The sequence below is a fragment of the Pseudomonas sp. 21LCFQ010 genome (assembly GCF_024129905.1).
Taxonomy (GTDB): domain Bacteria; phylum Pseudomonadota; class Gammaproteobacteria; order Pseudomonadales; family Pseudomonadaceae; genus Aquipseudomonas.
The window spans coordinates 93,955-119,980 of record NZ_JAMYDZ010000003.1; the positions used below are offsets into that span (position 1 = coordinate 93,955).

General features: G+C 60.3%; 24 protein-coding genes. 18 read left to right on the plus strand and 6 right to left on the minus strand.

Going from position 1 to position 26,026, the window contains the following annotated elements; genetic code table 11:
- The first annotated feature begins 131 nt into the window (after positions 1–131).
- Both NJC38_RS05575 and NJC38_RS05580 read left to right on the plus strand, forming a co-directional pair.
- Positions 132–1,304, plus strand: a complete 1,173-nt coding sequence (locus NJC38_RS05575; protein ID WP_253112009.1) for a hypothetical protein — start codon at positions 132–134, stop codon at positions 1,302–1,304.
- Between the two features lie 65 nt (positions 1,305–1,369).
- Positions 1,370–2,101: a hypothetical protein gene (locus NJC38_RS05580; RefSeq protein WP_253112011.1), complete on the plus strand. Its 732-nt coding sequence runs from the start codon at positions 1,370–1,372 to the stop codon at positions 2,099–2,101.
- A 257-nt stretch (positions 2,102–2,358) separates the two neighbouring features.
- Here the strand turns inward: NJC38_RS05580 and NJC38_RS05585 are convergent, their stop codons facing one another.
- Positions 2,359–4,746 (minus strand): penicillin acylase family protein, encoded by a 2,388-nt coding sequence (locus NJC38_RS05585; RefSeq protein WP_253112013.1) that lies wholly within the window; start codon positions 4,744–4,746, stop codon positions 2,359–2,361.
- A gap of 151 nt (positions 4,747–4,897) precedes the next feature.
- On the opposite strand from NJC38_RS05585, the gene NJC38_RS05590 reads away from it, so the two are divergent.
- Entirely contained in the window at positions 4,898–5,842 is a 945-nt protein-coding gene (locus tag NJC38_RS05590) for an alpha/beta hydrolase (protein ID WP_253112015.1), read from the plus strand.
- A gap of 6 nt (positions 5,843–5,848) precedes the next feature.
- Here the strand turns inward: NJC38_RS05590 and NJC38_RS05595 are convergent, their stop codons facing one another.
- Positions 5,849–6,595, minus strand: a complete 747-nt coding sequence (locus tag NJC38_RS05595) for a DUF2059 domain-containing protein (RefSeq protein WP_045486100.1) — start codon at positions 6,593–6,595, stop codon at positions 5,849–5,851.
- A gap of 188 nt (positions 6,596–6,783) precedes the next feature.
- Between NJC38_RS05595 and NJC38_RS05600 the strand changes: the two genes are divergently transcribed.
- Positions 6,784–7,419, plus strand: coding sequence for a 2OG-Fe(II) oxygenase (locus NJC38_RS05600; RefSeq protein ID WP_045486103.1), 636 nt, complete (start codon positions 6,784–6,786; stop codon positions 7,417–7,419).
- Positions 7,420–7,428: 9 nt separating this feature from the next.
- Here the strand turns inward: NJC38_RS05600 and NJC38_RS05605 are convergent, their stop codons facing one another.
- Complete coding sequence (locus NJC38_RS05605; protein WP_253112017.1) at positions 7,429–7,950, minus strand: Mpo1-like protein; 522 nt, start codon at positions 7,948–7,950, stop codon at positions 7,429–7,431.
- Positions 7,951–8,034: 84 nt separating this feature from the next.
- Here NJC38_RS05605 and NJC38_RS05610 point away from each other — a divergent pair, with 84 nt between their 5' ends.
- On the plus strand, positions 8,035–8,745 hold the full coding sequence (locus NJC38_RS05610) for a Crp/Fnr family transcriptional regulator (RefSeq protein WP_045486109.1): 711 nt from the start codon (positions 8,035–8,037) through the stop codon (positions 8,743–8,745).
- Here the strand turns inward: NJC38_RS05610 and NJC38_RS05615 are convergent.
- Positions 8,742–9,707: an AraC family transcriptional regulator gene (locus tag NJC38_RS05615; RefSeq protein WP_045486112.1), complete on the minus strand. Its 966-nt coding sequence runs from the start codon at positions 9,705–9,707 to the stop codon at positions 8,742–8,744. The genes NJC38_RS05610 and NJC38_RS05615 overlap by 4 nt on opposite strands.
- A 143-nt stretch (positions 9,708–9,850) precedes the next feature.
- Here NJC38_RS05615 and NJC38_RS05620 point away from each other — a divergent pair, with 143 nt between their 5' ends.
- The 13 genes from NJC38_RS05620 to NJC38_RS05680 all read left to right on the plus strand — a co-directional run bounded on the left by NJC38_RS05620 (position 9,851) and on the right by NJC38_RS05680 (position 24,916).
- Positions 9,851–10,432: an alpha/beta hydrolase gene (locus tag NJC38_RS05620; protein ID WP_045486115.1), complete on the plus strand. Its 582-nt coding sequence runs from the start codon at positions 9,851–9,853 to the stop codon at positions 10,430–10,432.
- Between the two features lie 81 nt (positions 10,433–10,513).
- Positions 10,514–11,464, plus strand: coding sequence for a sigma 54-interacting transcriptional regulator (locus NJC38_RS05625; protein ID WP_253112019.1), 951 nt, complete (start codon positions 10,514–10,516; stop codon positions 11,462–11,464).
- Positions 11,465–11,697: 233 nt separating this feature from the next.
- A complete protein-coding gene (locus tag NJC38_RS05630; RefSeq protein ID WP_045486121.1) occupies positions 11,698–12,480 on the plus strand; it encodes a MetQ/NlpA family ABC transporter substrate-binding protein in 783 nt (260 codons plus the stop codon).
- Between the two features lie 191 nt (positions 12,481–12,671).
- On the plus strand, positions 12,672–13,568 hold the full coding sequence (locus NJC38_RS05635) for a TauD/TfdA family dioxygenase (RefSeq protein ID WP_045486123.1): 897 nt from the start codon (positions 12,672–12,674) through the stop codon (positions 13,566–13,568).
- 30 nt (positions 13,569–13,598) lie between these two features.
- On the plus strand, positions 13,599–14,483 hold the full coding sequence (locus NJC38_RS05640; protein ID WP_045486126.1) for an ABC transporter ATP-binding protein: 885 nt from the start codon (positions 13,599–13,601) through the stop codon (positions 14,481–14,483).
- A 42-nt stretch (positions 14,484–14,525) separates the two neighbouring features.
- A complete protein-coding gene (locus tag NJC38_RS05645) occupies positions 14,526–15,404 on the plus strand; it encodes an ABC transporter permease (protein ID WP_253112021.1) in 879 nt (292 codons plus the stop codon).
- Positions 15,405–15,433: 29 nt separating this feature from the next.
- The gene (locus NJC38_RS05650; RefSeq protein WP_253112023.1) at positions 15,434–16,450 is read left to right on the plus strand and encodes an ABC transporter substrate-binding protein; all 1,017 of its coding nucleotides are present in this window, start codon (positions 15,434–15,436) and stop codon (positions 16,448–16,450) included.
- A gap of 424 nt (positions 16,451–16,874) precedes the next feature.
- Entirely contained in the window at positions 16,875–17,633 is a 759-nt protein-coding gene (locus NJC38_RS05655) for an RHS repeat-associated core domain-containing protein (protein WP_366855525.1), read from the plus strand.
- Positions 17,630–18,355, plus strand: a complete 726-nt coding sequence (locus NJC38_RS05660) for an RHS repeat-associated core domain-containing protein (protein WP_253112025.1) — start codon at positions 17,630–17,632, stop codon at positions 18,353–18,355. The genes NJC38_RS05655 and NJC38_RS05660 overlap by 4 nt, the downstream gene beginning before the upstream one ends.
- A 97-nt stretch (positions 18,356–18,452) precedes the next feature.
- On the plus strand, positions 18,453–19,565 hold the full coding sequence (locus NJC38_RS05665; RefSeq protein ID WP_253112027.1) for an efflux RND transporter periplasmic adaptor subunit: 1,113 nt from the start codon (positions 18,453–18,455) through the stop codon (positions 19,563–19,565).
- Positions 19,562–20,632 carry an efflux RND transporter periplasmic adaptor subunit gene (locus NJC38_RS05670; RefSeq protein WP_253112029.1) on the plus strand — a complete coding sequence of 357 codons (1,071 nt, stop codon included), beginning with the start codon at positions 19,562–19,564 and terminating at the stop codon, positions 20,630–20,632. Before NJC38_RS05665 ends, NJC38_RS05670 begins: the two co-directional genes overlap by 4 nt.
- Positions 20,629–23,706: an efflux RND transporter permease subunit gene (locus tag NJC38_RS05675; protein WP_253112031.1), complete on the plus strand. Its 3,078-nt coding sequence runs from the start codon at positions 20,629–20,631 to the stop codon at positions 23,704–23,706. Before NJC38_RS05670 ends, NJC38_RS05675 begins: the two co-directional genes overlap by 4 nt.
- A 148-nt stretch (positions 23,707–23,854) precedes the next feature.
- Entirely contained in the window at positions 23,855–24,916 is a 1,062-nt protein-coding gene (locus tag NJC38_RS05680; RefSeq protein ID WP_253112033.1) for a transposase, read from the plus strand.
- Positions 24,917–24,929: 13 nt separating this feature from the next.
- On the opposite strand, the gene NJC38_RS05685 is transcribed toward NJC38_RS05680, so the two are convergent.
- Positions 24,930–25,415, minus strand: coding sequence for a hypothetical protein (locus NJC38_RS05685; protein ID WP_253112035.1), 486 nt, complete (start codon positions 25,413–25,415; stop codon positions 24,930–24,932).
- A 52-nt stretch (positions 25,416–25,467) separates the two neighbouring features.
- Complete coding sequence (locus NJC38_RS05690) at positions 25,468–25,956, minus strand: hypothetical protein (protein ID WP_253112037.1); 489 nt, start codon at positions 25,954–25,956, stop codon at positions 25,468–25,470.
- Positions 25,957–26,026: the final 70 nt, after the last annotated feature.

A 26,026-nucleotide genomic window follows, 5' to 3' on the forward strand; every position in this document is an offset into this window, starting at 1 on the left:
CGCGAAGGTTTCGCGGCTGGGCTACGAAGCAAGCGCTATCAAACATGTAGGACACGTCCAATTTTGCTGTAGGCCCGTAAATCCCCGTCGAGCGCTTGCTAGGCTGCGATCCCACGATCAGGGACCGCGCGATGAGCGAGCCAAAAACCACCCCGCAATACACCAAAGCGCCCGACACCGGCCTGCGGGTCATGCCGCGGCCGACCACGCCGCAGAGTGCTGAAAGCCTCCCGCCGCCACCGGTCTACAGCTTCGAAAATCCCCCGCCCAGACAGCAACTGCGCCCTGAACCTGTTGTCGGTGCCGAACCCGGCTTTTACATCGTGCCACGCAGCATGTCACCGGCCGAGCTGTACCGTGAGCTGTTCAGCGCCATGCCCAACGCCGCGTTGCGCTCGTTCAGCCAGCTCAATCCCGGCCTGGATCAAACCCTCAAGGCCGGCACCCTGATCGTCCTCAGCGACCCGAACAACCGCACCTGCACCTTTGCCGAATCACAACTGTTGGCTGCCGCCGAAGAGGTCAAGGCTGCCCTGGCACCACTGACGCCTGAGGAGGCTGACTTCATGATGCGCCATGCCGCAGAGATCGCCTCGTTTACAGGGGAGACATCGACCTGGCTGGGGGTGAGTGCGGCGGTGATGGAGGCGCATTTGAAGCGTATTGAAAGTGTTTTAAAGAAAATTGAAGCGTTGCACGCTGACAACTTTCGCAGGCACGGGCATCTCAAGTCGCCGGAGTTTTTCAGCGAACGCAAGAAGCTGCTGGCCCAACTGGATGAGCACCTTCTGGGCTCCAAGCGTTTGCGTGCAATGACTACGCTTGACGATCACCACAAACTGAAAAATGCGTTGGGAATCTCCAGTCGAAGCCTGGTGCATCACTGGCGTAAAGCCGGAGGGGCCGGACCCATTCCGGGGTATACCGAGCACGTCAAAGCGATCAGTCGAGCTACTGCCTGGATGAAGGTCGGGGGCTACATCGGTATTGGTTTCGGGGCTATGTCCGGGATTACGGCAATCAAGGATGTGTGCCGAAACGGCGATGAAAGCGCGTGTCGCAAGATCAAGTTTGTCGAGGGTGGAAAGTTCTTGGGTGCAACGGGAGTTGGGATGGCAAGTGGTTGGATTGCAGGCAAGGCGGCGATGCCTATTTGCTTGCTCCTCGGGCCAGCCAGCGCTGGAGTAGGAACGGTTGTATGTGCTGCAACTGCTGTCGGGATCGGAGCTTTGGTAGGCACATTAAAGGGAAGTGATTGGGGAGAGGATGCCGGTAATTTCGCCTATGAATGGGTATATCCATGATTGAGCATGAGTCTTGGAGGTCTATAGCACTACAGATATATGTATTGGGCCCTCTGGTATTAGTGGTGTTGCGGCATCTGTTCGTTCGGTATCTCTGTCGCTTCCATCTGGGCGACATGCTTGAAGCTATCAAGGACAGTCCGGAATTCAAGCGGGAGTACATGAGGGGAATTGAACATCTAGGACTAGGCTCTCGTGCCGGGCTGTTGTTGTTGATTGGGCGAGCGCTTTTTTTTTCTAAAAGCAGGATTGCAAACGGTCACCTCAATGCAATGGAAATTGAAAGATTTCCGTCTCATTTGAGGCGGCTGGCATTAGGTAATGCCTTTTTTCTTGCGTTCAATGTCATATGGTTTCTGACATGGCTGGTGCAGCTTTCATTGACACGACCTGATCTGATCGCGCGAATTATTAATGAGATGCAGAACCCGTTTTTTTTATTTTATGCGGGTCCCTGGATTTTTTTCGCAGGTAGCCATTTTTTGAAGGTATATCTGAGCCGATATTTTTTGGGTGAAATGATCGCGGCTGTTGGTTTGAATGCTGAATATCGTCGGCTACATACAGTGGCGCTGGAGCGGATTGTGTTCTGCGAGCGTTCTCATTTACTGATCATGATAGGGCTCGCGGTCCTGTATAAAGGCTTAGGGGTAAGGAATTCGAAACTGCAAGTTTATGAGCTGAGCTTTTTGTCTCGTAAATTCAAAAGATTGGCGGCCATAAAGGCACTTTGTACTAATGTCTGGTTGCTATGGCTTTTGGTTACGTGTCCGTTTCTTGTCATGGAGCGGCTCTGATGTTCGGCGTTTACGCACGGAAATTCGGTTGAAAGTCTTGGGGGGAGTGGTTCTGAAAGTGATTGGTTAGCCACCTTTCTAAGGTGCGGTTGTTTTCTGGCCATTTCTGCAAGATTTATATTGAGCGTTTATGTAAGGCATTACTTGCTAAAGAAACTCTTGGGCCAGTTGCACTCTGGCTCTGATTTGGATCTTAGCATTTGCTCCAGTCGCGAAAGCTTCGCAGCTAAAGCTGCTCCTACGAGGTTTCATGTTCACTAACGTCTCGGCACCAACCGCAATTCCCCCTGCCGATGTGCCTGCACATCCGCCTCACTGAACCACTGCGGCATGTACTCGCCACGAATGTAACTTTCAGCCTGGTCGGCATAGTGGCGGTCAAACGGTACGCCGCTCTGGCCGACCGGGTTGATGCCCAGGCTGTTGGCCGGGTCGGCGAAGTCGATCAGGCGGCGCGTCGAGGGACCGTAGTTGACCGGCCATGGTGCGGGGCCGGTGCGTGATGACAGGTTATTGGGGACTTCGTGGCTGCCGGGGGCCGGCAAGGGGCCGACGTTGAGCAGCCAGTCCAGAGGCTTCTGGGCACCCAGCGGATGGGCGTGGGTCAGTTGATGAACCTTGCCCCATTGCCACTGCTGCGAGTCATTGCCGTACAGGCTGCGCAGGTGATCGAGGCTGGCGCGCCAGGCGGCCTGGACGATCTCGCTGCGGCTTTCGCGGGCCGGCGTCTGGCGGTCGTCCCACCATGGCGAGTCGGCGTCGGCGGCCAGGCGCGGCATGGCCGAGTCGAACACCCGGGTTGAGAGCAGGGTGTCGAACAGGGCATCGCCCAGGTCGTCCTTGAAGGCTTTGTCTGCCAGGTTGAACAGCAACTGGTTAAACAGCGTGGCAGCCACTGAGTCCAGCGGGTAGTCGCCTTGCCAGGATGCAAGCTGGCCGAGCAGCGCCCGTTCGGCCGGGTCTTGAGTGGCTCGCAACAGCTCTGGCAACAGGGGCTTGAGGATGCTCGGCGCATAGTCGGTGGTGGTGCCCAGTTGCAGGGCCTTGCTCGACTTCAGGTCCCATTTCACTGAGGCATCACGCAGCTGCCGATCGAGCTGTTGGCCGCGTTGCGGTGGGTTGTAGTAGCCGGGAATCTCGATGCCGGCCGGCGATAGCGGCTGGAAATTGGCCGAGATGATGTAGCCGCGGGCCGGGTTTTCTTCCTGGGGGTTGGCGCTGAACGGGTGAAAACCCGGTTTCTCGGCCTGGCCGCTGCTGCCGTCGAGAATGAAGGCCGGGTTGACGCCCTGTGGGCGGATTGGCAGTTGCCCGGCAGCCCACCAGCCAATGTCGCCGCTGGCGTTGGCCCAGACGATGTTCAGCCCCGGCGCCTGAATCTTCGCTGCGGCGCTGCGCATCTTGTCCAGCGTATCGGCGCGGTTGGCCTGATAGAAACCGTCGAGCACCGGGTTATCGGCCTCCAGAAATGACCACCACATGGCAATCGGCGTGCTGCCGGCCTGTTTGCCCAGTGCGTCGTTGATGATCGGCCCGTGCGGCGAGCGGCGCAGGGTCAGGGTCACCGGTGGCTGGCCCTTGACCGCGATCTGCTGTTCGCTGCGGGTCATCTCCACCCAGCGGCCCTGACACCAGACCTGCTCGGGGTTGTCTGGGTTGGTTTTCTCGGCGATCAGGTCCAGGTCATCGTTCTGGAACATGGTCAGGCTCCAGCCGAAATCCATGTTGTGACCGAGAAAGGCGAAGGGATTGAGTGCCTGGTAGTGACCGTACAGCTCGAAATCCGGGGACGACAACTGCGCCTCGTACCACACCGCCGGCACCGAGAAGCGGATATGCGGGTCTCCGGCCAGCAGCGGCTTGCCACTGCGGGTGCGGCTACCGGCGATGGCCCAGGCATTGCTGCCTTCGAACTGTGGCAGGCCGGCGTCCTGCAAGGCCTGTTGGCTCAATTGCGCCAAGGCACCGAGGTCGTGCCAGTCGTTGTGGCTCAGCCCCGGCTGGCCAGCCAGAATGCCGTCGGGATGCCATTGCAGATCGAATACTTTCAGGTAATTGGCGCCCAACTCGTCACGCACGTAGGTCAGCAACGGTTCGGTACGAAACGCCGCAGCGAAGCTATAGGCCAGGTAACCGCCGATGCTCAGCGTGTCTTCGGCGCTGAACGGCCGTTTCGCAATGCCCAGCAGGTCGAACTCCAGCGGCCTGGCGCGGCTGTCCTGGTACTGGTTGATGCCGTCCAGATAGGCCTCCAGTGCCTGCCAAGCCGGGGTTGTACGGTCCTGACGGGCGACATAGGCGTCGGCGTGTTCGCGGATGCGCAAGGTGCGAAACAGCCGGTCTGTGTCGATCAGTTTGGGGCCCAGCACCTCTGCCAGTTCACCGCGCGCCAGACGGCGCAGCATTTCCATCTGGAACAGCCGGTCCTGGGCTTGCACATAGCCCAGCGCCCGGTACATGTCGGCCTGGTTTTCGGCGCGGATATGCGGCACACCACGTTCGTCATAACGCACGCTGACCGGCGCGCGCAGACCGTTGAGGGCCAGTTCGCCGGCACGCACGGGTTGTTTGCTGTGGACGTACCAGGTCGCACCTGCGACAAGCAGGCCAAGGGCGATGGCGAGGACGGTAAGGCTGCGTTTCATCCGGTGTCTCTGCAAGTGGCTGGCTGACTGAAGCAGAGCCGCACCCTACAGTCTGTGACGGCGCCTGGGTAGTGCCAGCTTGTGGCTTGCCAGCCAGCGACAGACAGATGAAGATCAGTGCAACACCTTGCCCTGCGCCTGTGGATTTGCCATGACCGACACCTTCGACCCCGATCAGTTACGTGCCAGCCTGCAGCCGCTGAGCGCCGATGATGTTCTGTCGCCAGCCGGGCAGGCTTACCAGCGTTTCTACAGCCTGGGTGCATTGGGCGGTGAAAAGGTCATTCGCAGCTGGCTGGGCCGTCTGGATGTGGATCAGTACCAAATCGTCGGCCAGGTCTGGTTGCCGGAGCGACCGCTGGCGACACTGATCCTGATGCACGGTTTCTACGATCATATGGGTTTGTATCGGCATGTGATCGAGTGGGCGCTGGCGCAGAACTTTGCGGTGCTGTCTTGCGACCTGCCGGGGCATGGGCTGTCCAGCGGCAGCCGGGCGAGCATTGGTGACTTCGCCGAGTACCAGACCGTGCTGCAGCGTCTGCTGGCCGAGGCGCAAGCCTTGCAGTTGCCGCAGCCCTGGCACTTGTGCGGGCAGAGCACCGGCGGCGCCATCGTGGTCGACCATGTACTGCATCGCGGCAGCGACAGCCCGGCCCAAGGCCAGGTGATTCTGTTATCTCCGCTGGTACGGCCAAGGGCGTGGGGCTGGTCCAAGGCCAGTTACTACTTGCTGCGACCGTTTGTCAGCGGCATTGCCCGGCGCTTTACCGAAAACTCCAATGCCCCGGCGTTTCTGCCGTTTCTGATGGCCGACCCCTTGCAGCCGCGGCGCCTGCCCACTGCCTGGGTCGGGGCGCTGGCGCGCTGGATCGTGCATATCGAGAAGGCGCCACGCAGCGAACGGCAGCCGTGGATCGTGCAGGGCGAGTCGGACATGACCGTGGACTGGAGCTACAACCTGAGTGTGCTCAACGAAAAATTCAGCGACCCGCAGATTCTGATGCTGCGTGAGGCCAGGCACCACCTGGCCAATGAGATTCCCGAATTGCGCGCTCAGTATTTCGAGTTTCTCAATGGGCGCTTTCGGAGCTGAACCCACTTATAGGTTTGAGTTGCTCTGCCCGACTGCCAGGCCTGCCTTGATCGCCGCCAGCGCCGCCTGATAATAGGCCCGACCTTCGGGTGATTCGGCAAAGCTTGAGAACTGCTCCAGTTCCGGGTCCGAAAGGTCGCGGTAGACGTACAGCAGGGTGTTGTTGAGGTCTGCGGCAATCTGCGCCATCAGCCGTTCGCGCTGGCCTTCGAGCATGCCTTGGGCCTGACCACCGCCCAGCAGCCCCGGAATCATCTGGCTGAGGCTGTCGGCGGCGACCCCGGCCAGCGCCAGGCTGACCTCGGCACCGGCCTGCTTGGCCGGCAGCGCCTGGGCCAGATGGCCGATCAGCAATTGGCGGGTCGAGTCGGCCTGGATCACCGGCAGCCCCTGGGCGTGTTTGGCCAGTTGATCGGCGCGGGTGGCGGTCAGCTCGGCATTGACGATTTTGCGCCCCAGCGGCGACTGAAAAAAACGCAAGGCCGGAGCCGGATCCTTGAGGGTTTCGCGCAGCCGCTGCGCTGCGCGCTGGTCGACGGCCTGCGCCGCAAAACGCTGGTTGCTGTTGTTGACCAGGGCCTGGAACACCGCCGGTGGCAGGTTGGCCTGATAGCGCTGCTGCGCAGCCTTGAGCGCGTCATTGAAATGCGCCCGTTGTTGCGGCCAGCCAGCGGCTTTGTACAACTGATCGAAGTTGTCTGCCCAGGCAGGCAGTGCGCACAACAGCAACAACACAACACACAAACGACGCATTCGGGACTCCTGTCGGCAGGCCACTATTCTCGGTGCGTTGGCGGGGGTTTGTCGAGGCATGCCTGCGCCGGATCAATTAAAACTGCAACAGCCCGGTAACCCACTATTGGATAGCCGGGGTTACGGCTACTATAGGCAGCCTCTGAAAACGTTTGCGAGGCACTCGCAGTCAGTTTCTGAGGTGCTCCATGCACGCCACGCCCATCCCCACCGATCACCCCTTGTTACAGCGCATTGTTGACGACCTTGCCACCCGCGGCTGGTCGCAGCAGGACGTGTTCCTGCCTGATGAACTGACCCGCGAACTGGCCGCCGAGTGCCGTCGGCGTGCCGCTGCCGGTGACCTGGAGCCGGCCGGGGTTGGTCGTGGGCTGGCGCAGGAGGTGCGCGAGGGGATTCGCGGCGATCATATCCAGTGGCTGGAGCCGGGGCAGTCAGGTGTCTGTGACCAGTACCTGCAGGTCATGGACAGCTTGCGGACGGCCTTGAACCGCGATTTGTTCATGGGCCTGGAAGATTTCGAGAGCCACTTCGCTTTCTACCCGCCGGGGGCGTTCTACAAGCGGCATCTGGATCGCTTTCGCGATGACGACCGGCGCATGGTCTCGGCGGTGTTGTACCTCAATCCTGACTGGCAGCCGCAAGAGGGCGGTCAGTTGCGGATGTACCTGGAAAACGACGCGCCGCATGACGTGCAGCCGATCAGCGGTTGCCTGGCCATCTTTCTGTCTGGTGAGGTGGCGCATGAGGTATTGCCAGCCAGCCGCGACCGGCTGTCGCTGACTGGCTGGTTCAGGCGCCGGGGCAACGACGTCCTGGCCTGAGCCGGTTTCTCAACCTGTGACAGGCTTACGCTTGCGTACCGGCCCCACCCGTTTCTCGATCGCCTGCTGCAAGTCCTTGCGCATCCCCAGCAGGAAGGCCAGTTCTGCCACCACGAACAACGGGCCGATGATCAGCCCGGTCACGTCGTCGATGAACGCCGGTTTGCGGCCTTCGTAGTAGTGGCCGATGAACTGGATGATCCAGCCAGTCACGAACAGGCCCACGCCCCATGCCAGCCATACGCTGGTGGATTGCTGTGCCAGGCTGGCACCGCTCCATAGGCACAACAGCAGCAACACCGACATCAATACGCCCAGTGGCCGGTCCAGACGCAGATAGAAACGTACCGACGCCACGGCGACCAGCAAGGCCGGTGACAGCCATAGGCCGTAGGCAAGTACCCCAGGGCGTGACAGAAGAATCGTCACGGCCAGTACGATCAGTGGAATACCCAGGAAGTGGGTCACGATATTGCGCCAATCACGGTGATAAGCCGCATATTGGCTGAGATGATCGACCAGGTTTTTCATTATTATTCCTGCCCGCAGCGTTGATGGGTTGGCTACACAGTAGCTGCTCCAGCAAACACCTGCCTACGAAAAAAGGGAGCAGAAATGACAAATGGAACGCTGTGGCGGTCGCGCTTGATGAGCGACTACTGGTTTGGGCAATTGCCGGCCGCCTTGCAAGACGCTTTATTGGGCGCTGCGCGACAACGGCGTATTACCCCAGGCAAGCTGCTGTTTGCTCAGGGTGACCCGCCCTGTGGCCTGTACGTGCTGCTTGAGGGCGCGGTGCGCATGGGCAGTGCCGGGCAACAGCGTCTGACGCCACGGCTTGAAGAGCTGGTGGCGCCGTTCTGGTTTGGCGAGGTGTCGCTGTTCGATGGCCAGCCACGCACGCTGGATGCCTATTCTCTGGTGCAGAGCATCTTTTTGCAGGTGCCCCAGCCGTTTATTGATCAATGGCTGCTTGAGCACCCTGAAGATTTACGCTTTTTTGCCCAGTTGCTCAGTAACAAGCTCGGCCTGCCATTGCTGCGCCCGGAAAAACTGCACAGCCTGCCGGATCGCGCCCGCGTCGCCTGGCGGTTGTTACTGCTCTGCGAAGGCTACGGGCAACTGAGCCATGCCCGGCGGCTGGTCGGTTTCGAGGCGATTGAAGCCTGCCCTACCGTAGCGTTGTCGCGCGCCGCCTTGCTGGAAGTCCTGCAAGACTTGCAGCAGCGCAGGATCATCCGGCTGGGCCAGGAGCAACTGGAAGTCTTCGATATCGATAAGCTGCGCAAGGCAGCCAATGTGCTGCGCGCCCGCGCACCCTGCTAACGTGCCAGCCCCTGGCGATACTGCGTCGGGGTCAGGCCGGTCCAACGCTTGAAGGCGCGGCTGAAACTGTCGACATCGGCAAACCCCAGCAGCGACGCAATCTCGCTGAGTGAGGCGTCCGGGTCGTTGATGTGCAGCAACGCAAGGTTTTCCCGGCACTGGTTGACCAGCAGATCATAGCGGCAGCCTTCGTCGGCCAAGTGCCGTTGCAGGCTGCGCAGGCTCAAGCCTAAAACCTGGGCAACGGTCTCGGCGCTCGGTTCGCCTTCGGGTAACTGCGCTTCGATCGCGCTGCGCACCCGTGGCTCCCAGATCAGCGCCTGGGCCTGTGCTGCCGGCTCGCCCGGCTGGGTGGCGCCGTCATCCAGGTGGCTGTCGAAGTCGCGGCTGGCGAACACCAACAGGTTGTGCGCCGCGCCGAAAAACAACGGCGCGCGAAACAGCTCCTGCCACGGCAGCGGGTTTTCCGGCTGGGGGCGTTGCAGGTGCACCTCCAGCGGTGCATAGCTACGCCCCAGGCGGTTACGGCAGGTGCGGACGTAGATGGCAGCAAAGGCATCGAGCATCTCGGGCACGGGAGCCGCGCAGTCTGGCGGTGGGCTGAAGCTGAATTCGTAGCGCTCGCCGGTTTTCTGGAAGCTCAGTTGCAGGGCGTCGCGAGTGGGGGAGTGATAGCGCACGATCCGCTCGAACACCTCGCGCAACGATTCGCTGGCCACCAGGGTGTAGCCCAGCGCATGAAAACTGGTCGGGCTGACAAAGCGTGACACCCGCAGGCCCAAGGCCGGGTCGGCGCTGGCCTGCACTGCCAGTTGCCACAAGCGTAGCGTCGCCCCCGGCGCCTCGCGTGTGTGCGGGTCAAACCCGGCTGCCAGGCACAGCCCGGCGCTGTCCAGGCCCAGGACGTCGAGTTGCTTGCGCAGAGCGCGGGTCCAACTGGCGAGGCTGCTTGGCTCGGGCATGCGCGATACACCCTGTGTTGGCTAGGGGAGAAGAAATGCTGTTATTTCTCTATGGAATTAATAAATATCTTCTTATTCCTTAACGAATATATATTGCCTCCCTATACTCGCTGCATGGATACAGGCCTTCAGGAGGCGACCCCATGCATAACGAATCCATCCGTTATCTGATCGTGCCAGGTTGGCAAGGGTCGCCGGACGATCACTGGCAGACTCATTGGCAGAATAGCTTGCCCAACAGCGCCCGTGTACAACAGGCTGACTGGGACAAACCACGTCGTGAAGATTGGGTGGGTGAGTTGCAGCGTTCGATTGCCGCGCACAGCTCGCCGGTGATCCTGATCGCCCATAGTCTGGGCTGCATCACGGTGGCGCACTGGGCGCAACTGGCGCCGGTCGAGTCGCTGCGTCAAGTGCATGGGGCATTGCTGGTTGCGCCTGCCGACGTCGAGCGGCCCAATTGCCCGCCGGCGCTGCGAAATTTTGCGCCGATTCCCGATCACCTGCTGCCGTTCCCGACCCAGATTGTCAGTTCTGACAACGATCCGGCGGTCAGCACCCAGCGTGCCATGGAAATGGCCCGCCACTGGGGCGCCGAGGTGGGCTTTCTGAGCCAGGCCGGGCACATCAACGTCAAGTCCGGTCACCAACGCTGGGAGCAGGGCTTCGCCTACCTTTACCGCCTGCAAAGCCGCCTGGAGCAACAGTCGCGTCGGCGCGCTTGAGTCTGCGTTTTATTTATCAGCTCCGATCCGGGGCCATTTTTTGTAACGCCGGGGCCAGGATGGCGCTGGCGGGAGTTATTCATGAGTGTTCAAGAGATTCCTGGTCAGTCGTTTCTGACCTTCCCTGATGCTGACAAGAGCCCGCTGAGCATCCGTGCCAAGGCGCTGGTGTTCATCGACCCCCGCTCGCGGCAGTTGCGTACCGAAATGGAGCAACTGGCGGCGGGGCCGTTGCCGATCCTGATTCGCGGCGAACCGGGCACCGGTAAAGAGCTGCTGGCCCGCCACATTCATCGTGGCAGTGATCGCGGTGGCCTGTTCGTTTCGGTCAATTGCGGGGCGCTGAGTCCGACCTATGCCGAAGCCGAGCTGTTCGGCCACGCGCCTGGCGCCCACAACGGCTCACCAAGTAGCCGCGCCGGCTGGTTCGGTTCGGCCAACGGCGGCACGCTGTATCTGGATGAAATCGGCGACCTGCCGCTGCCGATTCAGAGCAAGCTGTTGGCCGCGCTGGAAAATCATGAAGTCACCCGGGTCGGCTCACAGCAGCCCAGCCCAGTGGATGTGCGCCTGGTCGCGGCGACCAGTATCGACCTGGCCAAGGCCGTGGCGGCGGGCAAGTTTCACGAGCGCTTGTACCATTACCTCAGCGAAGGCCGTCTCGACCTGCCTGCCTTGCGCGAACAGCCGGGCAATATCCTGCCGTTGGCCGAATACTTCGTCGGTATCTACAGCCAGCGCCTGAACCTGCCGGTGCAGTTGATCAGCGATGCTGCCCATGAGGTGTTGCAGGCCCACGACTGGCCGGGCAATACCCGCGAGCTGGAAAACGTCATCCACTTCGCCCTGCTGGTCAGCAGCGGCGAAGAAATTCTGCCAGAACACCTCAATCTGCCGGGCAGCAACGATCCGCTGGCTGAAATTGAACACCAGACCCGTCGTTTGCTGGGTAATGCCGAGCCTGCGCAACTGGCGCAACTGAAAAGCCTGTTGCAAACACTCACCGTGCGCCTTGAGCAACTGCCGGGCTGAGCCCTTTGAGTCGCTGATTTCAACGCCGTAGTCCGTGATGGGCTGCGGCGTTTTTTTTGCCAACTGGTCAGGAAATAGCGCACCAGAGGCTTATCTGTAAAAGTAATAAGAAGATTGATAAAAAGTATTTTGTGGTAATAAAAAAGCCCGCTAATGTCTGCTCCACGTCCCAATGGCCACCATCGGGACCCTCAAATACTCATAAGCAACACAGATCCTCCAAGGGGCAACGCATGAAAAAGACATTCCTGATGGCCGCACTGGCAGTGGCGTTCTCGACAGGCCTGGCACATGCCGGCGAGAAACTGGTGGTTGGCGCGACCCCGGTTCCGCATGCCGAAATCCTTGAGCTGATCAAGCCGACCCTGGCCAAGGAAGGGGTGGACCTGGAAATCAAGGTTTTCACCGACTACGTGCAGCCCAATGTACAGCTCAACGAGAAGCGTCTGGACGCCAACTACTTCCAGACCAAGCCTTATCTGGACGGGTTCAATAAAGGTAAAGGCGCGACCCTGACCACCGGTGTGGGTGTACACGTCGAACCCTTTGGTGGTTACTCGTCGAAATACAAGAGCCTGAACGAGCTGCCTGAGGGCGCCACCGTGGCGATCCCCAACGAGGGCAGCAATGCCGGCCGTGCCCTGTTGCTGTTGCAAAAAGGCGGCCTGATCACCCTGAAAGACCCGACCAACGCCCTGTCGACCCCGAAAGACATCGCAACCAACCCCAAAAAGCTGAAATTCCGTGAGCTGGAATCGGCGGTACTGCCGCGTACCCTGAGCCAGGTCGATCTGGCGCTGATCAACACCAACTACGCGCTGGAAGCCAAGCTCAACCCGAAAAAGGATGCACTGATCATTGAAGGCGCCGATTCGCCGTACGTGAACTATCTGGTAACCCGTGCCGACAACGCCAACACCGACGCGATCCAGAAGCTGTCCAAGGCGCTGACCAGCCCTGAAGTCAAAGCTTTCATCGAGAAGAAATACGACGGCGCGGTATTGCCGGCGTTCTAAGCAGTAACAGTTTCAATAGCAGCATTTTCGCGGCTGAAGCCGCTCTTGCAGGCGTACGCCCGTAGGAGCGGCTTCAGCCGCGAAGCATTTGAAACCAGTCATATGCATATTCAATAACGGTATTTAAATTTAATTTCTTATATCGATACAGTTACTCCATTCAGTTCCTGGTCCTTTGAATCGGAGTACTCATGCCAGCAGCCTCCCTCGCTTCTTCAGCCGCACAATCGGCCAGCCAATCCTTCGAAGTACGCCCTTTGTCCGGCAATGTCGGTGCCGAGATTGTCGGCCTGGATTTGTCTCGCAGCCTCAACGACAGCGACTTTGCCCGGGTCCATAAAGCCCATCTGGACCACCATTTGGTGGTGTTCCGTGACCAGCGGATCACCCCGCAGCAGCAGATCGATTTCAGCCGTCGTTTCGGTGTATTGCAGATCCACGTGCTCAAGCAGTTCCTGTTGGCCAACCACCCGGAAATCCTCATCGTTTCCAATATCGTTGAAGACGGCCAGCCCATCGGCCTGGGCGATGCGGGCAAGTTCTGGCATTCGGACCTGTCCTACAAAGAGCTGCCAAGCCTGGGTTCGATGCTCTATGCCCAGGAACTGCCCAGCGAAGGCGGCGACACATTGTTCGCCGACATGCACAAGGCCTGGGAAACCTTGCCTGAGCATCTGCGCAAGGCCGTGGAAGGCCGCAAAGCAGTGCACAGCTATACCGCGCGCTACCGTGACGGTCACAACGCCGAAAACTGGCGGCCGACCCTGACCCCCGAGCAACTGGCTCAGGTGGTTGAAGTGGCGCATCCGGTGGTGCGTACCCACCCGGAGAATGGCCGTAAGGCGCTATTTGTCAGTGAAAACTTCACCACCCATATCGTCGGTGTGCCTGAAGACGAAAGCCGCCAGATTCTCGCCGAGGTGTATGCCCACAGCACCCGCCCCGAGAACGTCTACCGCCACCAATGGCAGGACAACGACATGGTGTTCTGGGACAACCGTTCATTGATCCACCTGGCGACCGGCTGCCCGGCCCATCTGCGCCGCCGCTTGCACCGCACGACCATTCAGGGCACTGCGCCTTACTGATCAGCCGTACCGATTTAGAGGAGCGCCGACATGAATGCTGTCGTGCAAAGCCATACGGCTAGCCATAACAATCCCGCGCAACAGGCCAATCAGCCCGCCGCTGAGGCCTTGTTGCAAGTACAGAATGTGAGTTTGGAATACCGTACCCCGGAGCGGGTTGTGCGGGCGACCCATCAGGTCAGTTTCGAGGTCGATCCGTCTGACCGCTTCGTCCTGCTCGGCCCCTCGGGCTGCGGCAAGTCCACCCTGCTCAAGGCCGTGGCCGGTTTCATCAGGCCCAGCGAGGGGCAGATTCGTCTGGCCGGTCATCAGGTCAGCGAACCGGGACCGGACCGCATCGTGGTGTTCCAGGAGTTCGACCAGTTACCGCCCTGGAAGACGGTGATCGAGAACGTCATGTTCCCGCTGCTGGCCTCGCGCACCCTCAAGCGTCCCGAGGCGCTGGAGCGTGCCAAATACTATCTGGACAAGGTCGGCCTGAGCGCTTTCGCCCAGGCGTACCCGCACACTTTGTCTGGCGGCATGAAAGCGAGGGTAGCGATTGCCCGCGCGCTGGCCATGCAGCCGAAGATCCTGCTGATGGATGAGCCTTTCGCCGCGCTCGACGCGCTGACCCGGCGCAAGATGCAGGAAGAGTTGCTAGAGCTATGGGACGAGGTGCGTTTCACCCTGTTGTTCGTCACCCACTCCATTGAAGAGGCGTTGGTGGTCGGCAACCGCATCCTGCTGCTGTCGCCGCATCCGGGCCGGGTTCGCGCCGAGATCAACAGCCACCAGTACGACTTGCAGAGCCTGGGCGGGGTGGGGTTTCAGCAGACCGCGCAGCGCATCCACCGCTTGCTGTTCGACGAGCAGCCCGGTGGCAGCCAGACCGAGCGTGAACTGGGCTTTCAGGACATACGCATCGCGTATTGAGCATTCACCGGCAGGCCTGGCCTGCCCGCAGAGATTCAAACCATGAGTATTTCCACCAATCCGTCTTCGCCGCGCCGCGAAGAATATGAAGTCGCGCTTGAACCATTCGTTCAGAGCGAGCTGGCCCGTGACATTCCCCTGCTGCAGCGCATCTGGCAACTGGGCTGGGTGCGCAAGACCCTGATCATGATCGTCCTGGCCGTGCTCTGGGAAGTGGTCGCCCGCATCCAGGCCAACGACCTGCTGCTGCCGAGCTTCTTGCAGACTGCCAAAGCGTTTTACGAAGGCCTGCTCAGCGGCGAACTGCTGGGCAAGGTATGGATCTCGCTTACGGTGTTGATTCAGGGGTATCTGATCGGCATCGTCCTGGCCTTTGGTCTGACCACCCTGGCGGTGTCGACCCAACTGGGCCGTGACCTGCTCAGTACCCTGACCGCCATGTTCAACCCGCTGCCGGCCATCGCCCTGTTGCCGCTGGCGTTGCTGTGGTTTGGTCTGGGCCAGAACAGCCTGATCTTCGTCCTGGTGCACTCGGTGCTCTGGGCACTGGCGTTGAACACCTATGCCGGTTTTCTGGGGGTGTCCGAGACGCAGCGCATGGCCGGTCGCAACTATGGCCTCAAGGGTCTGCGCTTTGTCTGGCACATCCTGATTCCGGCGGCGCTGCCGTCGATTCTGGCTGGCCTGAAGATTGGCTGGGCCTTCGCCTGGCGCACCCTGATCGCCGCCGAACTGGTGTTCGGCGCCTCGTCGGGCAAGGGCGGCCTGGGCTGGTACATCTTCCAGAACCGCAACGAGCTGTACACCGACAAGGTGTTTGCCGGCCTGGCTGCGGTGATCCTTATCGGCCTGCTGGTCGAGAACCTGTTGTTCGCCAACATTGAACGTCTGACCGTGAAACGCTGGGGCATGCAGCGTTAAGCATCACAAAATTCCAAGAGAGTCTTTCCATGAGCACTATTTTCAAACGTTCGGCCTTGGGCGGCCTGGCTGCGACCTTGGCTTTGAGCGGGCTGTTCAGCAGTACGGCCCAGGCCGAAGGCAAGATCAGCATCGCCCAGCAATTCGGGATCGGTTATCTGATTCTCGATGTGGTGCGCGACCAGCAACTGATCGAGAAGCACGGCAAGCAACAAGGTCTGGATATCGAGGTGAACTGGAACAGCGTGTCCGGCGCCACGGCGATGAACGAAGGTCTGCTGGCCGGCGCACTGGATGTGGTGTCGGCCGGCGTACCGCCGATGCTGACGGTCTGGGACCGGACAAAGGGCAAGCAGAACGTCAAGGCCATTGCCTCGTTGGGCTCGATGCCCAACTACCTGCTGACCAACAACCCGAACGTGAAGACCCTCAAGGACTTCACCGACAAAGACCGTATCGCCGTACCGGCAGCGGGCGTGGGGTTCCAGTCGCGGACCTTGCAGATCGAAACGGCGCGGCAGTTCGGCAACGACCAGTACAAGAAATTCGACAATATCTCGGTGAGCCTGGCCCACCCGGATGCTACGGCCGCGCTGATTGCCGGTGGCTCGGAGATCAACTCGCACTTCTCCAGCCCGCCGTTCCAGTACCAGGCGCTGGAAAACCCGGGCGTGCATAAAGTGCTCAGTTCGTATGACGTGCTTGGTGGCCAGGCTACGTTCAACGTGCTGTACACCACCCAGAAGTTCCACGACGAGAACCCCAAGACCTACAAGGCGTTCTACGACGCACTGGCCGAAGCCGAGAAAATCATCAAAGCCGACAAACCGGCCGCCGCGCAGACCTACATCCGCGTCGAGCAGTCCAAACTGCCATTGACGCTGGTCGAGAAGATCGTCGCCGATCCGGAAATCGACTTCACCATCACCCCGCAGCGCACCTTCATCTATGCCGAGAAGTTGCATGAGCTGGGCGTGTTGAAAAACAAGGCGGCGAGCTGGAAGGACTACTTCTTCGAAGAAGCCCACGGTACGCCGGGGAGCTGAGTAACCAGTGCCGGCCATATAGCGCAATAAACACCGAAGCTTGCAGGAGCAGCTTTAGCTGCGAAGCCTTCACACAGCGTCTTCGCGGCTAAAGCCAATACTGTTCAATCAGGTACTGTATAGCCCCGGTGGGAGCGAGCTCTGCTCGCGAAGAGGCCGGTAAAGTCACAGCATCTGCTGCGCATGTGCTGCCGCCTTCGTTGTGGTTCGGCACTCCGACAACCGGAGCGCCGGCCGGCCACTCCTACCGAGATGTGTGTACTTAAGCGAACAGCATCGCGGCTAATGCTGAGGTACATCCACAGCCGGTGTGCTGGTTTCTCTGGCCCTTTCGCGAGCAAGCTCGCTCTTACTTCTGCCAGTACCCGACTTCTTTGCGACAGAGCATTGTTGACGCCTCTCTCGATACTTTGAGCAGGCCGTTATGGCGATGCGTATCTACCGCTACGATCCGCTGGACCGTCTGGCCAGGACCAGAAGCCTGGCTGCTGCCGAACATTCGTCGCCCGGCTTCAATGGCGAGTTGCCCGACCCGCTGACCGGGCACTACCTGTTGGGCCATGGCTACCGGGCGGATAACCCGGTGCTGATGCGTTTCAACAGCCCCGACAGCCTGAGCCCGTTTGCCGAAGGCGGGATCAATGCCTATGCCTACTGCCAAGGCGACCCGGTGAATCTTCAGGATCCAAGCGGGCATATTGGCCGTATTGCCCAGTGGCATCTTGGGGTGCGATTAAAACAGGCCGCCAAGATCAAGAAACCCACCAAGGCTGCGGCCTCCCAAAGCTTTGGAATGGGCGATCTTGACGCCTTCGAAGGTACTCCCCATGTCATGGATCGCGTGCTTGCCCAGTTATCCGGCGATGACCTGGTCGCCTTTTCACTCGCTTCAACGAGAGCAAAAATAGCGGTCGATAGCGTTGCCAAGCCCTTGAGCATTGCGGTCAGTGCCGATGAGTTAAGCCGGGACATGATCTTGAAGATGCGTGATATCTCTCTGGGGCAAGCGCATGGATACTTGCCGAGAGAGGTTCGGCGCTGGAGCAACCTGAAAAGCATGGCTGCCCACGCGCCCCGTAGCGATATCCCGATGCAGGAGATGCAGGCCGCTGCCGAGTATATAAGCGCGTCCAACGCAAGAACCCATCGCTGGCAGCTCAGCCAGCATGGCCATCGCTCATGACAACCCGCATTTATCGCTACGATCCGCTGGATCGTCTGGCCAGGACCAGAAGCCTGGCTGCTGCCCAACATTCGTCGCCCGGCTTCAATGGCGAGTTGCCCGACCCGCTGACCGGGCACTACCTGCTGGGCCATGGCTACCGGGCGTATAACCCGGTGCTGATGCATTTCAACAGCGCCGACAGCCTGAGCCCGTTTGCCGAAGGCGGGATCAATGCCTATGCCTACTGCCGAGGCGATCCGGTCAACCGCTGCGATCCCACGGGGCACGCTGATTTTTTTGGAGATTTCTGGCGTGATGTGATGCCGATCCTTGGCATGGTGATACCGCTGATCACCTCGGGAGTGCTGTACAAATTCACCAAACCCAGGATTGCCAAGCTGCGCGCGGGCAACGCGACCACCGGTGACAAACTGGTGGTGGCAGGTTCCGCTGCGGTGGCGGCCTCGGCCATCGTGGGGATTGCCGGTACGGTGGTCAGGTACGTGGTGCCCGAGTCGAATGCAGGGCATGCGCTTGGGGCTCTGGCTCTGCTGGGCACAGGCGCTTTCAGCGGGATGCGTTATGCCGGTCTCAAGCTGGGCAAGGTCGCTGCGCCTGCGTCGTCCCCCATAGCGCTTGCAGGGATTGGTTCGTTACCGGTGCGCAGAAGCATCATTGAACGGTCCGTTGCCGAAGTGACGCAGACGGCGGCGTCGATCCGGCGCAGAAACAGCTTTTGAGTCGTCGTGACAGGAACCCTTGCCCGTCCCCCGCAGTCGCATATTCACATCACTCAATGACTCTCCATTTCAGATCTGCATCCACCAAGGAGCCTGCATGCCTGTTGTCCCTGCAAGACTGCTTTGGGTGCCTCTGGCTGCGGCCTTGCTGTTGGCCGGTTGCGGCGAAAAGCCGCCCGAGCAGCCCAAGCTGCCGCGGGTCTATGTTCAGCAAGTGCAGGCCGAGAATTTCGCCGCCAGCGTGGCGCTGACCGGCGATATTCAGGCACGCATTCAGACACCGCTGTCGTTCCGGGTAGGCGGCAAGATCATCGAACGTTACGTCGATGTGGGCGCGCGGGTCAGCGCCCGTCAGGTGTTGGCCCGTCTCGACCCCAAGGATTTGCAGGTCAATGTCGATTCAGCCCAGGCTGCGGTGGTGGCCGAGCAGGCGCGGGTGACCCAGGCCAAGGCTGCGTTCTGGCGTCAGCAGCAGTTGCTGCCCAAAGGCTACACCAGCCAGAGCGAGTTCGATGCTGCCCAGGCGCAATTGCGTGGCAGTGAAAGCGCACTCAAGGCCGCTCAGGCGCAACTGGCCAACGCTCGTGAGCAACTGAGCTACACGGCATTGGTGGCTGATGCGCCAGGGGTGATCACTGCGCGGCAGGCCGAAGTGGGCCAGGTGGTGTCGGCCACCCAGCCAATTTTCGAGCTGGCCGGCGATGGTGAGCGCGACGCGGTGTTCAACGTTTATGAGTCGTTGTTCGTCGAGCCACCGGGCGATCAGCCGGTGCAGGTCAGCCTGCTCGATAACCCGCAGCTCAACGTCATGGGCAAGGTGCGCGAGGTGACGCCAGCGGTCTCGGCGCAGACCGGCACGTTGCAGGTGAAAATCGCGCTGCAGCCGCTGCCTGAGGGCATGAGCCTCGGTTCGGTAGTCAGTGTTGCGCTCAGCCCGCCGGCCCGGCCGCGGGTCGAGTTGCCCTGGGCGGCATTGACCAAGAATATCGGCCAGGACATTGGCCAGCCGGCGGTGTGGGTCGTCGATGAACAGGGCAAGGCGCACCTGCGCACGGTCAAGGTGGCGCGCTACCTGACCGGCAAGGTCATGATCGATGACGGTTTGCAGCCCGGTGAAAAGGTCGTGACCGCCGGCGGGCAATTGCTGCACCCGGATATCGAGGTGGAAATCGCCGAGCACAAAACCTCAGCCGCTGGAGCGCAGCCATGAAGCGCAGTGTCTTGATCCTGACCAGCGCCGTGCTGCTGGCCGCCTGTGGCAACGATGACCCACCGCCAGAACCGGTGCGGCCGGTGGTTTGGGTAAAGGCCCAGGCCGAGTCGCAGCAGGACTTCGGGCGCTTTGCCGGCAACATTCAAGCGCGTTATCAGAGTGTGCTGGGCTTCCGGGTACCGGGGCGCATCGCCCAGCGCGCGGTGGACGTCGGCGCCGAGGTCCGCAAGGGCCAGTTGCTGGCACGCCTGGACCCCACCGATCAACAGAACACCTTGCGTAACCGCGAGAGCGATCAGGCCAGGGTCGAGGCGCAGTTCATCAATGCCCAGGCCAATGCCCGCCGTCAGCAGACGCTGTTTGATCGTGGGGTCGGCGCCCAGGCGCAACTGGATATTGCCCTGACCGACCTCAAGACCAGTCGCTCGTCGCTGGACCAGGCCCGTGCGGCGGCGCAGCAGGCCCGCGATCAATTGAGCTACAGCGAACTGCGCACTGATCATGAGGCGGTGGTGACTGAGTGGAAAGTCGAAGCCGGGCAGGTGGTCAGCGCCGGCCAGGAGGTGGTCACCCTGGCCCGGCCGGATGTCAAGGAAGCGGTGATCGACCTGCCGGCCGAACTGCTCGATCAGTTGCCAGCGGACGTGCAGTTCAATGTCGCCAGCCAGCTTGATCCGAGTGTCAGCACCACGGCCAGCCTGCGTGAAGTCGAACCACAACCGGACGCCTCGACCCGTACCCGCCGGGCGCGCCTGACCCTGGCCGAACAGCCGGCGGCGTTGCGCCTGGGCACGGCGATCAGCGTCACCCTGAGCTCGGTGGTGGTCCCGCGTGTACGCCTGCCGCTCAATGCCTTGCAAGAACAGGCGGGCCAGAGCCGGGTATGGGTGGTCGATGCCGCCAGCCAGACCGTCAACCCCAGGCCGGTCACCGTCATCAGCCGCACCGCTGAGAGCTTTTTGCTGAGCGAGGGCGTCAAGCCCGGCGAACAGGTGGTAACCGCAGGTATCAACAGCCTCAAGCCGGGGCAGAACGTCAAAATTGATAAGGACAGCCCGCGATGAAAGGCGGTTTCAATCTCTCCGAGTGGGCCATCAAACATCAGTCGTTCGTCTGGTACCTGATGTTCGTCGGCCTGCTGATGGGCGTGTTCTCCTACATGAACCTGGGGCGTGAAGAAGACCCGTCGTTCACCATCAAGACCATGGTCATCCAGACCCGCTGGCCCGGTGCAACGGTGGATGAAACGCTCAATCAGGTGACCGATCGGATCGAGAAAAAACTCGAAGAGCTGGACTCGCTGGATTATGTGAAGAGCTACACCCGGCCGGGTGAGTCGACGATCATGGTGTTCCTGCGCGACACCACCAGTGCCGCAGCGATTCCAGAGATCTGGTATCAGGTGCGCAAAAAGGTCGATGACATTCGCGGCGAGTTTCCGCAGGGCTTGCAAGGGCCGGTGTTCAATGACGAGTTCGGTGATGTCTACGGCTCGATCTACGCCTTTACCGCCGATGGGTTCAGCATGCGTCAGCTGCGCGATTACGTGGAGCAAGTGCGCGCCGAGATTCGTGAGGTCGACGGGCTGGGCAAGGTCGAGATGATCGGCCAGCAGGACGAAGTGATTTATCTGAATTTCTCGACCCGCAAGCTCGCTGCGCTGGGGCTGGATCAGCGCCAGGTGATACAGAGCCTGCAGTCACAGAACGCGGTCACCCCGGCCGGGGTAATCGAAGCCGGTCCCGAGCGGATCTCGGTGCGCACCTCCGGCCAGTTTGCCTCGGAGAAAGACCTGGCGGCGGTCAATCTGCGCCTTAACGATCGTTTCTACCGGCTCAGCGATATTGCTGATATCGAGCGCGGGTTTACCGACCCGCCTGCGCCGCTGTTTCGTTACAACGGCCAGCCGGCCATCGGCCTGGCGATTGCGATGAAAGATGGCGGCAATATCCAGCAATTTGGTCAGGCCCTGCATGCGCGGATGGATCAGGCCACCGCCAACCTGCCGGTGGGGGTCGGGGTGCATAAGGTCTCCGATCAGGCCGAGGTGGTGGACAAGGCGGTGGGCGGCTTTACCAGTGCGCTGTTCGAGGCGGTGATCATCGTCATGGTAGTCAGCTTCGTCAGCCTCGGCATTCGTGCAGGTCTGGTGGTGGCCTGCTCGATCCCGCTGGTGCTGGCCATGGTCTTCGTGTTCATGGAGTACAGCGGCATCACCATGCAGCGCATTTCGCTCGGTGCCCTGATCATCGCCCTGGGCCTGTTGGTGGACGATGCGATGATCACCGTGGAAATGATGGTCACCCGTCTGGAGCAAGGCAAAAGCAAGGAGGAGGCAGCGACCTATGCCTATACCTCGACAGCCTTTCCAATGCTCACCGGCACGCTGGTCACTGTGGCCGGATTCGTGCCGATTGGCCTGAACAACAGTTCCGCCGGCGAGTACACCTTTACCCTGTTTGCAGTCATCGCCGTGGCCATGCTGGTGTCCTGGATCGTCGCGGTGCTGTTCGCGCCGGTGATCGGTGTGCACATTCTCAGCAGCAAGGTGAAAAAGGGCAGTGAAGAGCCTGGGCGGATCGGCCGGGCGTTGAACGCCAGCATGCTGTGGTCGATGCGCCATCGCTGGCTGGCGATCGGCTTTACCATCCTGCTGTTTGCCCTGGCGCTGTTTTCCATGCGCTTTGTCCAGAACCAGTTCTTCCCGGCCTCGGACCGGCCGGAAATCCTCGTTGATCTGAACCTGCCGCAAAGTGCCTCGATCAATGAGACGCGCCAGGTGGTTGATCGCCTGGAAGCAACCCTCAAAGACGACCCGGACATCACCCGCTGGAGCACTTACATCGGCCAGGGCGCGCTGCGCTTCTATCTGCCGCTGGACCAGCAATTGCAAAACCCTTTCTATGCCCAGTTGGTGATTGTCAGCAAGGATCTGGAGGCTCGTGGTGCGTTGACCGAGCGCCTGCGTCAGCGCTTGCGTGAAGACTTCGTCGGCATCGGCTCGTTCGTCCAGCCGCTGGAAATGGGCCCGCCGGTGGGGCGGCCGTTGCAGTACCGGATCAGCGGCCCGGATATCGACAAGGTACGCCAGCATGCCATCGAGCTGGCGGCGTTGCTGGATAACAACAGTCATGTGGGTGAGGTGGTGTTCGACTGGAACGAACCGGGCAAGGTGCTGCGCATTGATATCAACCAGGACAAGGCGCGGCAGCTGGGCTTGTCGTCCGAGGACGTGGCGTCGGTGATGAACAGCGTGGTCAGCGGTTCGACCATCACGCAGGTGCGGGACGATATTTATCTGCTCAATGTGGTGGGGCGCGCCGAAGATGCCGAGCGCGGTAGCCCTGAAACTTTGCAGAACCTGCAGATCGTCACCCCGCAGGGCACCTCGATCCCGCTACTGGCCTTCGCCACGGTGGGCTATGAACTGGAGCAACCGTTGGTGTGGCGCCGCGACCGCAAACCGACCATCACGGTCAAAGGTGCCGTGCGTGACGAAATCCAGCCCACCGACCTGGTGGCCCAGTTGAAGCCCGAGATAGACAAATTCACCCAAGGCTTGCCCAGCGGCTATAAGGTCGCCACCGGCGGCACGGTTGAAGAGAGCAGCAAGGCGCAAGGGCCGATTGCTCAGGTGTTGCCGCTGATGCTGTTCCTGATGGCAACCTTCCTGATGATCCAGTTGCATAGCGTGCAGAAGATGTTTCTGGTCGCCAGCGTGGCGCCGCTGGGGCTGATTGGCGTGGTACTGGCGCTGGTCCCCACCGGCACGCCGTTGGGCTTTGTCGCGATCCTCGGGGTGCTGGCGCTAGTGGGTATCATCATCCGCAACTCGGTGATCCTGGTGACCCAGATCGATGCTTACGAACGCGCCGGCTACCTGCCCTGGGATGCCGTGGTCGAAGCGACCGAGCACCGCCGCCGTCCGATTCTACTGACGGCGGCAGCGGCCAGCCTGGGCATGATCCCGATTGCCCGTGAGGTGTTCTGGGGGCCGATGGCCTACGCCATGATCGGCGGAATCGTGGTGGCGACCCTGCTGACCCTGCTGTTTTTGCCGGCACTGTATGTAGCCTGGTACCGGATCAAGGAGCCGACTGAGGAGCAACGGCATCAGGCACCGGTGAGGGCGACTTGAGCGATGCCGTCGGCTCAGGCCGCCATGGCCGTTACCAAGCTGGCGCGAAAAGCCCCTTCCTTCAGGCGGGGGATGAAAGCGCCACCGCGAAGCGGTCATAGGGGTTAAGATCCATAAAACCGCCCCTATTCTGTGTTTCATGACTGAAATGAAAGCGACCAAAACCCTCAAGATTCGAGTGCGAGACAAGCATGCAGCGCAGCTGCGTGAAGCGTCTCGTGCTGTGAATTTTGTGTGGAACTACGTAAACGAGTTGAGCTGTCGCTCGATTCGTGAGCGTGGTCGTTTTCTGTCGGCGTTCGACATTCACAAGTACACCAACGGGGCCGGCAAAGACCTGGGACTGCACAGCCAATCGGTGCAGGCTGTTGCCGACGAATATGTCACACGGCGCAAGCAGTTCAAAAAGCGTCAGCTACGCTGGCGCTGCTCGGGCGGCGCTCGGCGCAGCCTCGGCTGGGTGCCTCTCAAGGCCGGCGCTGCTGTCTGGAAAAACGGCCAGGTCGTCTTCAACAAACAGCACTTCAAGGTCTGGGACAGCTACGGCCTGGCGGGCTTTAAATTCAGATCCGGTAGCTTCAACGAGGACAGCCGTGGACGTTGGTATTTCAACGTCGTGGTCGAGGTCGATCGCCAGTTATCGCCAGGCCAGGATGCAGTGGGGATCGACCTCGGACTGAAAACCACGGCCACCTGCAGCGACGGTGATCGCCTTGAAAGCGGCAGGTTCTACCGGGATCTGGAGAGCGCCCTGGGCACGGCCCAGAGCGCCGGCAAGAAAGCCCGTGTACGGGCGATTCACGCCAAAATTGCGAACCGCCGCAAGGACTCCCTGCATAAGTTCAGCAACGCGCTGGTCGCGCGTTGTGGCGTCATTGTGGTGGGCGATGTGAACTCACTGAAACTCGCGAAAACCAGGATGGCCAAGTCGGTGCTGGACGCCGGCTGGGGTCAATTGAAAACCATGCTGGAATACAAATGCGATCACGCAGGCACGGTTTTCAAGGTTGTTAGCGAGAGAAACACCACCCAAACCTGTTCGAGCTGCAAGCAATTGCCGGACTCGAGGCCCAGAGGTATCGCAGGGCTTGGAATAAGGGAATGGACTTGTTGTGGGTGCGGTGCCACCCACGACCGCGACGTCAACGCCGCAAAGAACATTCTCGCGCTCGGGCATGAGCGTCCAGTTGTGGGAATCCCCGCCCTTTAGGACGGGGAGGATGTCAAACAGGCTCGATCCACAGTTCAATCGCCGTAAGGTTCAGGGCCCTGCCGGGATTGAGGACTTCGTTGGAAAAGGTGATGGTCAGGTCGCCGTCCGCAGGTGAAAAACGCAGGGTGGAATCATGCTGCAGCGGGAACAGGACTTCGTTGTTGATGACGATGTCGACTTCTTCTTTGGTGCGGGCGTTTTCCACTTTCACCCTGAGGTAGGTACTGGGGGTTGGGTGGCTGGCCGAGGCCCAGAGTGCATAGTGGATGGTGAAGGGTTGGGCGGTGCCGATGACAACTGTCTGGCTGAGTGCTTCGCGGTTGTACAGTGGCAGAGAGTATTTACCGCCCTGCCAGTAAACCGGCAGCGATTGCGCATTGGTTTGCCAATACTCGGTTGAGGCCAGCCCGTCGTCGTCGGCGAAGTGGCTGTTTTTGATCAGGTTTACTTTATCGTTGGCGCACGGCGTCACCGCCTGGATGGTGGATACGGTCATTGTTTTTATCCTTGAATGATTCGGTGATGTGGCGAGTCGTAGCGGGCTTGGCTCAAGCGCTCAGGTACGTCGCCCAGAGTTTGAAGCCGGTGATATGTACCGCCGTCCTTTTGCCTTGGTCAGGCAGCGGGATCAGGTCGGAGAAAGTGATGCCCAGGTAACCGTCGTTCGAAACGATCGGCTGGACATCTTCATGACTGTACGTTTGCCACTCGGTATTGCGAACCATGGTGATATGGCTCGGGTGGTCAGACGCCGCATAGAAACCGGTGGTGATCGCCGCGCCGTCGTTACCTGAGTCGGCAATGAGTTTTGCAGTGAACTCCCACGTTACGGTGAAGGGCGCGTCTCGTCTTACCGGGATATTCTGTTGCAAGTGGTCGCCGGTTTTCAGCAGTACGCTATACAGGCGGCCTTTGTAATTTGGCAGTTCAGGTGTTTGCGGGTAATAGGTGCTAAACCAGTGTTCGAAGTTCTGGTCGATAAAATAGCCATTCTGGATAAGGTCGTTCACGATCGTTCCCTTGATCGAAGTGTGCATGGATAAAGAGAGGGTCCTTCCTCTCTCGGTGTGCCTTGTCTTCAGGCATGAATGGACGTAATAGAACTTG

Bases quoted from the DNA above. Each gene is read 5' to 3' on its own strand.
- NJC38_RS05625 (WP_253112019.1), top strand. From the start codon at position 10,514: ATGAGTGTTCAAGAGATTCCTGGTCAGTCGTTTCTGACCTTCCCTGAT.
- NJC38_RS05685 (WP_253112035.1), bottom strand. From the start codon at position 25,415: ATGACCGTATCCACCATCCAGGCGGTGACGCCGTGCGCCAACGATAAA.
- NJC38_RS05680 (WP_253112033.1), top strand. From the start codon at position 23,855: ATGAAAGCGACCAAAACCCTCAAGATTCGAGTGCGAGACAAGCATGCA.
- NJC38_RS05615 (WP_045486112.1), bottom strand. From the start codon at position 9,707: ATGCCCGAGCCAAGCAGCCTCGCCAGTTGGACCCGCGCTCTGCGCAAG.
- NJC38_RS05575 (WP_253112009.1), top strand. From the start codon at position 132: ATGAGCGAGCCAAAAACCACCCCGCAATACACCAAAGCGCCCGACACC.
- NJC38_RS05675 (WP_253112031.1), top strand. From the start codon at position 20,629: ATGAAAGGCGGTTTCAATCTCTCCGAGTGGGCCATCAAACATCAGTCG.
- NJC38_RS05635 (WP_045486123.1), top strand. From the start codon at position 12,672: ATGCCAGCAGCCTCCCTCGCTTCTTCAGCCGCACAATCGGCCAGCCAA.
- NJC38_RS05645 (WP_253112021.1), top strand. From the start codon at position 14,526: ATGAGTATTTCCACCAATCCGTCTTCGCCGCGCCGCGAAGAATATGAA.
- NJC38_RS05605 (WP_253112017.1), bottom strand. From the start codon at position 7,950: ATGAAAAACCTGGTCGATCATCTCAGCCAATATGCGGCTTATCACCGT.
- NJC38_RS05640 (WP_045486126.1), top strand. From the start codon at position 13,599: ATGAATGCTGTCGTGCAAAGCCATACGGCTAGCCATAACAATCCCGCG.
- NJC38_RS05620 (WP_045486115.1), top strand. From the start codon at position 9,851: ATGCATAACGAATCCATCCGTTATCTGATCGTGCCAGGTTGGCAAGGG.
- NJC38_RS05630 (WP_045486121.1), top strand. From the start codon at position 11,698: ATGAAAAAGACATTCCTGATGGCCGCACTGGCAGTGGCGTTCTCGACA.
- NJC38_RS05665 (WP_253112027.1), top strand. From the start codon at position 18,453: ATGCCTGTTGTCCCTGCAAGACTGCTTTGGGTGCCTCTGGCTGCGGCC.
- NJC38_RS05660 (WP_253112025.1), top strand. From the start codon at position 17,630: ATGACAACCCGCATTTATCGCTACGATCCGCTGGATCGTCTGGCCAGG.
- NJC38_RS05595 (WP_045486100.1), bottom strand. From the start codon at position 6,595: ATGCGTCGTTTGTGTGTTGTGTTGTTGCTGTTGTGCGCACTGCCTGCC.
- NJC38_RS05650 (WP_253112023.1), top strand. From the start codon at position 15,434: ATGAGCACTATTTTCAAACGTTCGGCCTTGGGCGGCCTGGCTGCGACC.
- NJC38_RS05610 (WP_045486109.1), top strand. From the start codon at position 8,035: ATGACAAATGGAACGCTGTGGCGGTCGCGCTTGATGAGCGACTACTGG.
- NJC38_RS05600 (WP_045486103.1), top strand. From the start codon at position 6,784: ATGCACGCCACGCCCATCCCCACCGATCACCCCTTGTTACAGCGCATT.
- NJC38_RS05670 (WP_253112029.1), top strand. From the start codon at position 19,562: ATGAAGCGCAGTGTCTTGATCCTGACCAGCGCCGTGCTGCTGGCCGCC.
- NJC38_RS05590 (WP_253112015.1), top strand. From the start codon at position 4,898: ATGACCGACACCTTCGACCCCGATCAGTTACGTGCCAGCCTGCAGCCG.
- NJC38_RS05690 (WP_253112037.1), bottom strand. From the start codon at position 25,956: ATGCACACTTCGATCAAGGGAACGATCGTGAACGACCTTATCCAGAAT.
- NJC38_RS05585 (WP_253112013.1), bottom strand. From the start codon at position 4,746: ATGAAACGCAGCCTTACCGTCCTCGCCATCGCCCTTGGCCTGCTTGTC.
- NJC38_RS05655 (WP_366855525.1), top strand. From the start codon at position 16,875: ATGGCGATGCGTATCTACCGCTACGATCCGCTGGACCGTCTGGCCAGG.